We start from the raw sequence: 11632 nt of genomic DNA, 5'->3' as shown, positions 1-11632 counted from the left end.
GGCTTGCCAGCCTCTGTTAGCCCTATGACCTCTGCTGCCGCAACCAACGCCTTCGCCAAGGAAACCCTGCCGATCAGTCTCGAAGAGGAGATGCGCCACTCCTATCTCGATTACGCGATGAGCGTGATCGTCGGCCGGGCGTTGCCGGACGCGCGTGATGGCCTCAAACCCGTGCATCGCCGTGTGTTGTATGCAATGCATGAGCTGGGCAACGACTGGAACAAGCCTTATAAAAAGTCGGCGCGCGTCGTCGGCGACGTGATCGGTAAATACCATCCGCACGGCGATACCGCGGTCTATGACACGATCGTGCGCATGGCGCAGGATTTTTCACTGCGCTATATGCTCATCGATGGCCAGGGCAACTTCGGTTCGGTCGATGGCGACAACGCGGCGGCGATGCGTTATACCGAAGTGCGCATGGCCAGGATCGGCCATGAGCTCCTGGCCGACATCGAGAAGGAAACCGTCGATTTCGGGCCGAACTACGATGGCTCGGAAAAGGAGCCGCTCGTCCTGCCGGCGAAGATTCCGAATCTGCTCATCAACGGCAGCGCCGGCATCGCGGTCGGCATGGCGACCAACATTCCGCCGCACAACCTTGGCGAAGTGGTCGACGCCTGCCTGGCGATGCTGGAGAACCCGGAGATTCCGATCGAGGAGCTGATCAAGATCGTGCCGGCACCCGATTTCCCGACGGCCGGCCTGATTTATGGCCTCTCCGGTGTGCGCGAAGGGTATCTGACCGGTCGCGGCAGGGTGATCATGCGCGCCCGCACTCATTTCGAGGAGCTCAAATCCGGCCGGCAGGCGATCATCGTCGATGAGCTTCCTTACCAGGTCAATAAAAGAACCTTGCTGGAGAAGATCGCCGAGCTGGTCAAAGAGAAGAAGATCGAGGGCATCACGCACATCCAGGACGAATCCGACAAGTCCGGCATGCGCGTGGTGATCGAGCTCGCCCGCGGCGAGGTGCCCGAAGTGGTGCTCAACAACCTGTTCAAGCAGACGCAGCTGCAGGACACCTTCGGCATGAACATGGTGGCGCTGGTCGACGGCCGCCCGCAGACGCTGAACCTGAAGCAGCTGCTCGATTGCTTCCTGTCCCACCGCCGCGAGGTGGTGACGCGCCGCACCGTGTTCGAATTGCGCAAGGCGCGTGAGCGCGGCCATGTGCTCGAAGGGCTCGCCGTCGCGCTGTCGAATGTCGATGAGATCATCGCGCTGATCAAGGCGGCGCCCACCCCGGCAGATGCCAAGCGCGAATTGATGGCGCGCACCTGGCGCTCGACCCTGGTCGAGGAGATGCTGGCGCGCGCTGCGGCCGAGGCTTCGCGGCCCGAGGGGCTGGCGCCGGAGTTCGGCTGGTCGCGCCGCGGCTATGCTCTCTCCGACGTGCAGGCCCAAGCGATCCTCGATCTGCGCCTGCAGCGTTTGACGGGGCTGGAGCAGGACAAGATCGTTGCCGAATATCGGGAGGTGATGACGCAGATCGAGGATCTGCTCGACATCCTCGCCCGGCCCGAACGTATCACGAAGATCATCGCCGACGAGCTTGCGGCCATCAAGGCGCAGTTTGGCGACAAGCGCCGCTCCGAGATCGTACTCGCCACCGCGGACATCAATCTCGAAGATCTGATCGCGCGCGAGGACATGGTGGTGACGCTTTCCCACGGCGGCTACGTCAAGCGCCAGAGTCTCGACGACTATCGCACGCAGAAACGCGGCGGCCGGGGCAAGCAGGCGGCGGCAGTCAAGGAGGACGATTTCGTCGAACGCTTGTTCATCGCCAACACCCACGATTACCTGTTGTGTTTCTCCAATCGCGGCCGTGTCTATTGGCTCAAGGTCTATGAGGTGCCGGAGGGTTCGCGCACTTCGCGTGGCAAGCCGATCGTCAATCTCTTCCCGCTGGAGGACGGCGAAAAAATCACTGCCGTATTGCCAACGCCGACTTTCGACGAGGCGCATTTCGTCTTCATGGCCACCGCCCAAGGCACGGTGAAGAAGACGCCGCTTGCCGAGTTTGCCAATCCGCGCAAGGCGGGCATCATCGCCGTCAATCTCGATGAAGGCGATTACCTGATCGGCGTGGCGATCACCGACGGCAGTTGCGACGTGATGCTGTTTTCCGATGCCGGCAAGGCGGTGCGCTTTTCCGAAGACGACGTGCGGCCGATGGGGCGCATCGCGCGCGGTGTGCGCGGCATGATGCTGGAGGAAGGGCAAAAGGTCATTTGCATGCTGGTGGCCAAAGACGAGAAGCTCAATGTATTGACCGCCACTGAAAACGGCTACGGCAAGAGAACACCGATCGCCGAGTACACCAAGCACGGCCGCGGCACCAAGGGCATGATCGCGATCCAGACCTCCGAGCGTAACGGCGCATTGATCGGCGCCGTGCTGGTCGAGGAAAACGACGAGGTGATGCTCATCTCCACCGGCGGCGTGCTGATCAGGAGCCGAGTCGACCAGGTGCGCGAAACCGGGCGCTCCGCTCAGGGCGTGCGGCTCATCAATCTGGATGACGGCACCAAGCTCGCCGGCATCGAAAAGGTCATCGAAACCGAAGACGAGGAGTAAGCAATGGCACGCGTATTCAACTTCAGCGCCGGCCCGGCCGCGCTGCCCGAAGAAGTCCTCAAACAGGCTGCCGAGGAGATGCTCGACTGGCATGGCGCCGGCATGTCGGTCATGGAGATGAGCCACCGCGGCAAGGAGTTCATGGCCATCGCTGCCCAGGCCGAGGCCGATCTCAGAGAGCTGATGGGTATTCCCACGAACTACAAGGTGTTGTTCCTGCAGGGTGGCGCGTCACTGCAGTTCGAGATGGTGCCGATGAACCTGCTTGCCGGCCGGTCGCTGGCCGACTATGTCCACACCGGCGAGTGGGCGAAGAAGGCGATCAAGGCGGCCAAGAACTTTTGCACCGTCAATGTCGTCGCCAGCAGCGAAGACAAGAACTTCACCTATGCGCCGGCGCAGGCCGACTGGAAGCTCTCCAAGGATGCCGCCTATGTGCATTACACGGCCAACGAGACCATCGGCGGCGTCGAGTTCCACTGGACACCCGACACCGGCGACGTGCCATTGGTCTGCGACATGTCCTCGAACATCCTGTCGAAGCCGATCGACGTCAGCAAGTATGGCCTGATCTATGCCGGGGCGCAGAAGAACATCGGTCCGGCGGGGCTCACCATCGTCATCGTGCGCGAGGATCTGGTTGGCAAGGCGCAGCCCAAGCCCACGGCGATGCTCGACTATCAGACTCATGTCGATGCGGAATCGATGTACAACACGCCGCCCACCTATGCGATCTACATCGCCGGCCTGGTGTTCCAGTGGCTGAAGAAAAACGGCGGTGTGGCGGCGATGGAACAGAAAAACATCGAAAAGGCGCAGCTGCTCTACGACTACCTCGATTCCACCGAGTTCTATCGTAATCCGGTGCACAAGGAGGATCGTTCGCGGATGAACATTCCCTTCACGCTGAAGGATGCCGCGCTCGACGAAGCGTTCCTCAAGGGCGCCAAGGAACGTGGTCTCGTGCAGTTAAAAGGTCACCGCTCGGTCGGCGGCATGCGCGCCTCGATCTACAACGCGATGCCGAAGGAGGGGGTCGTGGCGCTTGTCGATTACCTGCGTGAATTCGAACAGCGTCATGGCTGAGCCTTTTCAAGTCCTCGTCCTCAACAACGTCTCGCCCACTGGCTTGAAACGTCTTGGCGAGCGTTTCGTCTGCGCCAAAGAGGTCGTCAATCCGGACGCCATTTTGCTGCGCTCGGCGGACTTGCGCAGCGTCGAGATTCCGCGTTCTGTGCTGGCCATCGGCCGCGCCGGTTCGGGCACCAATAACATCCCGGTGGCGGCAATGAGCCAGCGCGGCGTGCCGGTGTTCAATGCACCGGGCGCGAACGCCAACGCAGTGAAGGAATTGGTGCTCGCCGGCATGCTGATGGCGGCGAGGAATTTGCCGGCGGCGCTGAAGTTCGTCGCTGCGCTCGAGCCGAATGACCCTGAGATGGAGAAGAAGGTCGAGGCAGGCAAGAAAACCTATGCAGGTTTCGAGCTTGCCGGCCACACGCTCGGCGTCGTGGGACTGGGCAAGATCGGCTGTCTGGTCGCCGATGCGGCGATCAAGCTCGGCATGCAGGTCATCGGCTATGACCCGGAAATCACCGTCGATGCGGCCTGGAGTCTGCCTTCGCAAGTCAAGAAGGCCAATAGCCTCGTCGAGGTGCTCAAAGGCAGCCATTTCATCACCTTGCATGTGCCGCTCGTCACAGCGACCAAAAAGATGATCGACGCCGAGCGCATCGCGCTGATGAAGCATGGCGCCGTGCTGCTCAATTTCGCGCGCGAGGGTGTGGTCGATGAAGCGGCGGTGCTGACTGCACTCGAAACGAAAAAACTCGCCACCTATGTCTGCGACTTTCCGAGCGCCCAGATCAACAGCCACCCGCAGGTCATCGCCTTGCCACATCTGGGCGCCTCGACGCGCGAGGCCGAGGAGAACTGCGCGATCATGGTCGCCGATCAGCTGCGCGATTATCTGCTCGACGGCAACATCGTCAATGCGGTGAATTTCCCCAATGTCGTCATGCCGCGCGAGTCGGCCTTCCGTATCGCGGTCGCCAACGCCAACGTGCCGAACATGGTCGGCCAAATCACCGCCGCGCTGGCAGGGGCCGGCCTCAACATCCACAACATGGTCAACAAATCGAAACAGGATGTCGCCTACACGCTCGTCGATGTCGATAGCGCTGTGCCCAAAGCGGTGATCGAAGCGATCGCCAAAATCGACGGCGTGCTCGCCGTACGCTATCTGCCGCAGGAGGGCTGATGGCCGGCGAGGCTGAAGCGCTAGCCAAACTGCGCACTGCCATCGACGCGATCGATGGCGAGATGCTGCGCCTGCTCTCCGAGCGTGCGCGACTGGCGCAGAAGGTCGGCGAGATCAAGCAGGGCAACATCTACCGTCCAGAACGCGAGGCCCAGGTGTTGCGCCGCATCGCCGCAATGAATCCCGGTCCACTGCCGGAAGCGGCCGTGCGCACGATCTTCCGCGAAATCATGTCGGCTTGTCTTGCCCTCGAGCAGCCGCTCAAGATCGCCTATTTCGGTCCGGCCGGCACCTTCACCGAATCGGCGGCGAAGAAGCATTTCGGCTCGGCGCCGACCTTCACGCCGTTTCTCACCATCGACGACGTCTTCCGCGCCGTCGAGGCCGGCCAGGCCGATTATGGCGTCGTGCCGATCGAGAATTCGACCGAGGGCTCGGTCGGCCGCACCCTCGATCAGATGCTCGTATCACCGCTGATGATCTGCGGCGAGGTGAATCTGCGCATCCATCAGAACCTGATGAGCAAGGCGGAATCGCTCGCTGCCGTGAAAAAGCTCTATTCGCACGCCCAGTCGCTCGCCCAGTGTCACGAGTGGTTGAACCGCAACCTGCCGCATCTGCCGCGCGTGCCGGTGGCGAGCAATGCCGAAGCCGCGCGCATGGCGGCGGAGGATCCGGAAGCCTGCGCAATCGCCGGCGAAGCGGCGGCGCGTCTTTACGATTTGAACATCCTTGCCGCGAACATCGAGGACGACCCGAACAACACGACACGCTTCGTCGTCCTCGCCACCCACGATGCCGGCCCCTCTGGTCATGACAAAACTTCCTTCGTCTGCTCGGCGCAGAACAAGCCCGGCGCGGTGCATGATCTCCTGACGCCGTTGAAAAATCACGGCGTCTCGATGTCGCGCTTCGAGTCGCGTCCGGCGCGCGGCTTCGGCAATTCGCGCTGGGAGTACGTGTTCTTCATCGATGTCGAAGGGCACCGCAGTGATGCGAACGTCGCCGCCGCGCTCGAGGACCTGAAGGGCTGTGTCGGTTTCCTGAAAGAATTGGGTTCCTATCCCAAAGCCACCCACTAAAGAGCGCACTCATGAACCTCCTTGATCAGGCGCTGCCCTACGTCCGCAAGATATCCCCTTACGTGCCCGGCAAACCGATCACCGAGCTGGCTCGCGAGATGGGCTTGGCCGTCGACAAGATCGTCAAGCTGGCCTCGAATGAAAATCCGCTGGGCATGAGCCCGAAGGCGCGTGCGGCGGTCGAGAAGGCGCTCAGCGGCTGCGAGCGTTATCCCGATCAGTATGAATTGATTGCAGCGCTGGCCGAACGTCTGGGGGTCGGACAGGATCAGATCGTGCTCGGCAACGGCTCGAACGACGTGCTCGATCTCGCCGCCCGGGTCTTCCTCGCGCCGGGCCGTTCGGCCGTCTTTTCGCAGCACGCTTTCGCCGTCTATCCGCTGGCGACGCTCTCCACCGGCGCCGAGTGCATCGTCGCCCCGGCGAAACATTATGGCCACGATCTGGCGGCGATGAAGGCGGCGATCCGTCTGGACACGCGCGTGGTCTGGATCGCCAATCCGAACAACCCGACCGGCAATTTCCTGCCCTATGCCGAGGTGCGCGAATTCATCACCCATGTGCCGGCCGATGTCGCGGTGGTGCTCGATGAGGCCTACAATGAATATCTGCCGCCCGCCGAGCGCGTCGATACCGTGGGCTGGCTGAAGGATTTTCCCAATCTCATCATCACCCGCACTTTTTCGAAGATCTATGGTCTGGCGGGCTTGCGCGTCGGCTTCGCAGTGGCAGCAGCAGAAGTCGCGGATTTGATGAACCGGGTGCGCCAACCCTTCAACGTCAATAACCTGGCCATCGCCGCCGCCTGCGCGGCGCTCGATGACCACCTGTTCGTCGCCGAGAGCTATCAGCTCAACCGTCGCGGTATGGAACAGGTGGTCGCCGGCTTGAAACGCCTCGGCCTCGAGCACATCCCGTCGCATGGCAATTTCGTCACATTTGCCGTTCCCGACGGCACGGCGGTGAATCGGAGACTCTTGCAGCAGGGCGTGATCGTGCGGCCGATCGGCGGCTATGGCCTGCCGAACCATCTGCGCGTCACCATCGGTCTCGAAAGCGAAAATGCGCGCTTCCTCGAAGCGCTGGAGAAGAGTCTCTGATGGCAGGGAAGCTGGTCATTTGCGGTGTCGGCCTGATCGGCGGCTCGTTTGCCTTGGCCGTAAAGTCGGCGCTGGCGGGACGGCACGATTGCCCGCACATCGTCGGCCTGGGCCGTACCCGCGCGCCGCTGGAACAGGCGTTGGAACTCGGCGTCATCGACGAGATCGGCTGCGACTGGCAAAGCGCCTTGCAGGGCGCCGACCTGGTGTTCCTCGGCATGCCGGTCGGCCAGATGCTGTCGGTCATGCAGGCGATCGCGCCGCATCTCGGGCCTCATACGCTCGTCACCGACGGCGGCAGCACCAAGAGCGACGTCGTTGCTGCAGCGCGACAGGCGCTCAGGCATAAGATCGGTCAGTTCGTTCCGGGCCATCCGATCGCCGGCGCGGAAAAAAGCGGCGTGACGGCAGCCAGGGCCGATCTGTATTTCGGCAAGCGCGTGGTGCTCACCCCCTTGCCGGAAAACCGCCCGGAGGACGTCGCGGCGATTCGCCAGGTCTGGGAACTCACTGGCGCGAAAGTGACGCAACTCTCGTCCGAAGAGCACGACCGCGTCTTTGCGGCGGTCAGTCACCTCCCGCACCTCCTGGCCTTCGCGCTGGTGCACGACCTCGCTGGCCGCGACAACGCCGATCAACTGTTTTCCTTTGCCGCCAGCGGCTTTCGCGATTTCACGCGCATTGCCAGCAGCCACCCGGAAATGTGGCGCGACATCTGTCTTGCCAACCGTCACGCGCTGATGAAAGAGCTCGATGCCTTCATGGTCGAGCTCATGAAGACGCGCGTGCTGCTCGCCAGCGCCGACAGTGCAGGACTGGAAAACATGTTCGCCACGGCCCGTGCGCGGCGGGATGCCTGGCTGGAAACGCTGCCACCGGTGGGTGAATGATGCCATCGCTCGATCTGCCGCCGCTCTCCTACGCTGCCGGCACGGCGAAGTTGCCGGGTTCGAAGAGCATCTCCAACCGCATGCTGCTGCTGGCCGCGATGGCCGAAGGCGTGACGGAAATCCATGATCTGCTCGATTCCGACGATACGCGCGTGATGCTCACCGCCTTGGCTTCTCTCGGCATCGGGCTCGAATCCAAGGGCGCGAACTGCTGGCGGGTACGGGGTGCAGGCGGCGTGTTCCCGGTCAAACAGGGCGAGCTGTTCATGGGCAACGCCGGTACCGCGATCCGGCCGCTCACTGCCGCACTGGCGCTCTCCGGCGGGCAGTACAGATTGAGCGGCGTGCAGCGCATGCACGAGCGACCCATCGGCGATCTCGTCGATGGTCTGCGCCAGATCGGCTGCGACGTGCGCTATGCGGGGAAGGAAGGTTATCCGCCGCTGGAAATCATGCCGGCCAGCGTGAAACTCGCCGCGCCGATCCGGGTGCGCGGCGACGTTTCGTCGCAATTCCTCACCGCGCTGTTGATGGCGCTGCCGCTCACCAGCGAGACGGCCGTCATCGAACTGACGACGGAGTTGATCTCCAAGCCCTACATCGAGATCACGCTGAATCTGATGGCGCGTTTCGGGGTGCAGGTCGAGCGCGAAGGTTGGCAGCGGTTCACGATCCCCGGCCGACAGCGCTACAGGAGCCCCGGCGTGCTGCATGTCGAGGGCGATGCCTCGGCGGCCTCATACTTTCTCGCCGCGGGCGCGATCGGCGGCGGGCCGGTGCGTGTCGAAGGTGTGGGGAAGAACAGCATCCAGGGCGATGTGCGCTTTGCCGATGCACTGGCCGCGATGGGCGCGCAGATCGTCTGGGGAGAGAATTTCATCGCGGCCAGTGCGCCCGCCACCGGAAAGCTCAAGGCCTTCGACCTCGACCTCAATCACATTCCCGACGCGGCGATGACCTTGGCGGTAGCCGCGCTGTTCGCCGACGGAAAATCCGTCTTGCGCAACATCGCCTCCTGGCGCGTCAAGGAGACCGACCGCATCGCGGCGATGGCGAACGAGCTGCGCAAGCTCGGCGCGACGGTGGAGGAGGGCACAGATTCTCTTGCCGTCTCGCCAGCGCCGAGTTTGCGCTCCCATGTGGCCATCGACACCTACGACGACCACCGCATGGCGATGTGCTTCTCGCTCGTCGCGCTGGGCGGTGTGCCGGTGCGCATCAACGATCCGGGCTGTGTCGCCAAGACCTTTCCGCATTACTTCGATGCCTTTGCGCAGATCACCGCACCGGTGATCGCGATCGACGGTCCTTCGGCGTCCGGCAAGGGCACGGTGGCGCAGCGGGTGGCGAAAGCACTGGGCTTCCATTTCCTCGACAGCGGCGCGCTCTATCGGCTGACCGCCCTCGCGGCGATGAAGGCGGATGTTTCGCTCGACGATGAGGCCGGGGTCGCGGCGATCGCCGCCACGCTGCCGGCGGAATTCCGCAACGACAGAATCTTCCTTTCCGGAGAGGACGTGACCGAGGCGATCCGTAGTGAGGCCGTCGGCAACGGCGCCTCGAAAATCGCCGTCTACCCCGCTGTGCGCGCGGCGTTGCTCGACCGCCAGCGTGCCTTTCGCCGCTTCCCTGGACTCGTCGCCGATGGCCGCGACATGGGTTCGGTGGTCTTCCCCGATGCCCCGGTCAAGGTATTTCTGACCGCGTCAGCCGAAGCGCGTGCGCTGAGGCGTTATAAGCAGTTGATCGAGAAGGGAATGCCTGATAACATGCGTCCCCTTTTGCAGGACATCGTAAAGGATCTCGAAGCACGGGATGCCCGCGATGCCGCAAGACCCGTCGCACCCTTGAAGCAATTGCCCGATGCCGATCTCGTGGATACCACGACCTTGAACATCGACCAAGCCGTGGCAGCGGTGATGGACAGAGTCCGTCGCCGTCTGCCGTTTTTCAACCCACCCGTCGCCTGACGGTTTTTTTCCATCAACCACTAACCCTATGTCTGCTACCGCTGCTGCCGTGAATCCCGCCAACGAATCGTTTGCCGCCCTGTTCGAAGAAAGCCTCACGCGCAAGGAAATGCGCGCCGGCGAAGTGATCACGGCCGAAGTCGTCCGTGTCGATCCGAATTTCGTGGTCGTCAACGCGGGCCTCAAATCCGAATCTTTCATCCCGGTCGATGAGTTCAAGAACGACCGAGGAGAAATCGAAGTCAAGCCCGGCGATTTCGTCCAGGTCGCCATCGAGATGCTCGAAGACGGCTATGGCGAAACCCGCCTTTCCCGCGAGAAGGCCAAGCGCATCGCTGCCTGGAACGATCTCGAAAAGGCGATGAACGAAGGCACCCTCGTCAAGGGCGTGATCACCGGCAAGGTCAAGGGCGGCCTCACCGTGATGACCAACGGCATCCGCGCCTTCCTGCCCGGCTCGCTGGTCGATACCCGTCCGGTCAAGGACACGACGCCTTTCGAAGGCAAGGAATTCGAATTCAAGGTCATCAAGCTCGACAGGAAGCGCAACAACGTCGTGCTTTCGCGCCGCGCCGTGCTGGAAGCCAACATGGGCGAAGAGCGCCAGAAGCTCTTGGAAAGCCTGCAGGAAGGCACGATCGTCAAGGGTATCGTCAAAAACATCACCGAATACGGCGCCTTCGTCGATTTGGGCGGCATCGATGGCCTGTTGCACATCACCGATCTCGCCTGGCGGCGCGTGCGTCACCCGTCCGAAGTGCTCAACGTCGGTGACGAAGTCACCGCCAAGGTGCTCAAGTTCGATCAGGAAAAAAATCGCGTCAGCCTCGGCATGAAGCAGCTGGGCGAAGATCCGTGGATCGGCATCGCACGCCGCTATCCGGCCGGCACGCGTCTCTTTGGCAAGGTGACCAACCTCACCGACTACGGCGCCTTCGTCGAAATCGAGCAAGGCATCGAGGGGTTGGTGCACGTTTCCGAAATGGATTGGACCAACAAGAACATCCATCCGTCGAAAGTCGTCCAGCTCGGCGACGAGGTCGAGGTGATGATCCTCGAAATCGACGAAGACCGCCGCCGCATCTCCCTCGGCATGAAACAGTGCCAGCCGAACCCGTGGGAAGAGTTCGCGATGAACCACAAGAAGGGCGACAAGGTGAAGGGCGCGATCAAGTCGATCACCGACTTCGGCATCTTCATCGGCCTGCCCGGCGGCATCGACGGCCTGGTGCATCTCTCCGATCTCTCTTGGTCGCTGCCTGGCGAAGAGGCCAAGCAGAACTACAAGAAGGGCGACGAGGTCGAGGCCGTGGTGCTCTCCATCGACGTAGAGAAGGAGCGCATTTCGCTGGGCATCAAGCAACTCGATGGCGATCCTTTCACCAGCTTCATCGCCACGCACGACAAGAACAGTCTGGTCACCGGCACGGTCAAGAGCGTCGACGCCAAGGGTGCGGTGATCGATCTCGGCGGCGAGGTCGAGGGTTACCTGCGTGCTTCCGAGTACTCGCGCGAGCGCATCGAGGATCTCTCGCAACATCTGAAAGTCGGTGACACCGTCGAGGCGATGATCATCAACGTCGATCGCAAATCGCGTTCGATCAACCTGTCGATAAAGGCCAAGGATCAGGCCGAACAGGCCGAAGCGATGCAAAAGCTCTCGGCCGAATCGGCGGCTGCTTCGACCGGCACCACCAATCTCGGCGCCTTGCTGAAAGCCAAGCTCAATCAGCGATAAGCCGGGGCC

8 protein-coding genes are annotated in these 11632 nt (G+C 62.3%); all 8 read left to right on the top strand.

Annotation, left to right across the window (positions count from 1 at the left end):
- Nucleotides 1–24: 24 nt before the first annotated feature.
- Genes gyrA through rpsA form a run of 8 tightly spaced genes read left to right on the top strand, consistent with a single transcriptional unit; the run spans nt 25 to nt 11623 of the window.
- Nucleotides 25–2583, top strand: a complete 2559-nt coding sequence (gyrA, locus tag M52SOB_RS06585) for a DNA gyrase subunit A (protein WP_131111130.1) — start codon at nt 25–27, stop codon at nt 2581–2583.
- A 3-nt stretch (nt 2584–2586) separates the two neighbouring features.
- Entirely contained in the window at nt 2587–3669 is a 1083-nt protein-coding gene (serC, locus tag M52SOB_RS06580; protein WP_131111129.1) for a 3-phosphoserine/phosphohydroxythreonine transaminase, read from the top strand.
- Nucleotides 3662–4843 carry a phosphoglycerate dehydrogenase gene (locus M52SOB_RS06575; protein ID WP_131111128.1) on the top strand — a complete coding sequence of 394 codons (1182 nt, stop codon included), beginning with the start codon at nt 3662–3664 and terminating at the stop codon, nt 4841–4843. The genes serC and M52SOB_RS06575 overlap by 8 nt, the downstream gene beginning before the upstream one ends.
- Complete coding sequence (gene pheA / locus M52SOB_RS06570) at nt 4843–5925, top strand: prephenate dehydratase (RefSeq protein WP_131111127.1); 1083 nt, start codon at nt 4843–4845, stop codon at nt 5923–5925. Before M52SOB_RS06575 ends, pheA begins: the two co-directional genes overlap by 1 nt.
- An 11-nt stretch (nt 5926–5936) precedes the next feature.
- A complete protein-coding gene (hisC, locus tag M52SOB_RS06565; protein ID WP_131111126.1) occupies nt 5937–7025 on the top strand; it encodes a histidinol-phosphate transaminase in 1089 nt (362 codons plus the stop codon).
- Complete coding sequence (locus tag M52SOB_RS06560) at nt 7025–7915, top strand: prephenate dehydrogenase (RefSeq protein WP_131111125.1); 891 nt, start codon at nt 7025–7027, stop codon at nt 7913–7915. Before hisC ends, M52SOB_RS06560 begins: the two co-directional genes overlap by 1 nt.
- Nucleotides 7915–9885 carry a bifunctional 3-phosphoshikimate 1-carboxyvinyltransferase/cytidylate kinase gene (locus M52SOB_RS06555; RefSeq protein WP_131112460.1) on the top strand — a complete coding sequence of 657 codons (1971 nt, stop codon included), beginning with the start codon at nt 7915–7917 and terminating at the stop codon, nt 9883–9885. The genes M52SOB_RS06560 and M52SOB_RS06555 overlap by 1 nt, the downstream gene beginning before the upstream one ends.
- 28 nt (nt 9886–9913) lie before the next feature.
- Nucleotides 9914–11623, top strand: a complete 1710-nt coding sequence (rpsA, locus tag M52SOB_RS06550) for a 30S ribosomal protein S1 (RefSeq protein WP_131111124.1) — start codon at nt 9914–9916, stop codon at nt 11621–11623.
- Nucleotides 11624–11632 lie beyond the last annotated feature (9 nt).

This window comes from Sulfuricystis thermophila, from assembly GCF_004323595.1.
Lineage (GTDB): Bacteria > Pseudomonadota > Gammaproteobacteria > Burkholderiales > Rhodocyclaceae > Sulfuricystis > Sulfuricystis thermophila.
The sequence above is the reverse complement of the archived record's forward strand: the minus strand, read 5'-3'. Positions and strand labels throughout refer to the sequence as shown.

What these genes read in the sequence shown, in the direction of transcription:
- gyrA (WP_131111130.1), top strand. Translation starts at nt 25, where the DNA reads ATGACCTCTGCTGCCGCAACCAACGCCTTCGCCAAGGAAACCCTGCCG.
- serC (WP_131111129.1), top strand. Translation starts at nt 2,587, where the DNA reads ATGGCACGCGTATTCAACTTCAGCGCCGGCCCGGCCGCGCTGCCCGAA.
- M52SOB_RS06575 (WP_131111128.1), top strand. Translation starts at nt 3,662, where the DNA reads ATGGCTGAGCCTTTTCAAGTCCTCGTCCTCAACAACGTCTCGCCCACT.
- pheA (WP_131111127.1), top strand. Translation starts at nt 4,843, where the DNA reads ATGGCCGGCGAGGCTGAAGCGCTAGCCAAACTGCGCACTGCCATCGAC.
- hisC (WP_131111126.1), top strand. Translation starts at nt 5,937, where the DNA reads ATGAACCTCCTTGATCAGGCGCTGCCCTACGTCCGCAAGATATCCCCT.
- M52SOB_RS06560 (WP_131111125.1), top strand. Translation starts at nt 7,025, where the DNA reads ATGGCAGGGAAGCTGGTCATTTGCGGTGTCGGCCTGATCGGCGGCTCG.
- M52SOB_RS06555 (WP_131112460.1), top strand. Translation starts at nt 7,915, where the DNA reads ATGCCATCGCTCGATCTGCCGCCGCTCTCCTACGCTGCCGGCACGGCG.
- rpsA (WP_131111124.1), top strand. Translation starts at nt 9,914, where the DNA reads ATGTCTGCTACCGCTGCTGCCGTGAATCCCGCCAACGAATCGTTTGCC.